Origin of the sequence: Halorubrum sp. Atlit-28R (assembly GCF_003665955.1) — an archaeon.
Lineage (GTDB): Archaea > Halobacteriota > Halobacteria > Halobacteriales > Haloferacaceae > Halorubrum > Halorubrum tropicale.
The window spans coordinates 1-425 of record NZ_QPLS01000215.1 but is presented as its reverse complement, the minus strand read 5'-3'; the positions used below and the strand labels follow the sequence as shown (position 1 = coordinate 425).

The 425-nt window shown below is 59.8% G+C and carries 1 pseudogene; it reads left to right on the top strand.

From position 1 onward, the window contains the following. Positions 1-425 (top strand): annotated as a pseudogene (locus DVK06_RS17610) (winged helix-turn-helix domain-containing protein); the annotation flags it as partial.

Genomic DNA, 425 nt, shown 5'->3' with positions numbered 1-425 from the left:
AACGTTCAGGACCTCGCCGTCTACGTCCGCCTCTCGCGTGAACACTCGGGAGCTATCTACGCCCCGGATGGACCAATCGCCCGAACTCACTCGGTGATGACCAGCGGTATGTCGGGCTACCGGATGCACAAGGAGGACCACCGGAAAATCCCCGGCTACTACGTCTCGACACACATCACCGACGAACGCGCTGGCGACATTATCAGGGGCCACCGACTCTGGAAGGAGGCCAAACACTACTACCCGCTGAATCCCGAGCAGTTCGACGAGGACCACCCGCTCTACAATCCGAAAGTCGAAGTCTCACTTCAGACCAGCATCACCGACGAGACGGTCTACTGGTCTGACCTCGACGACGCGCTGCGTGAACTCGACGAGACGCTACTGAACTACCTCAGTTGGGCAGGACTCACCACTCGCGCCGA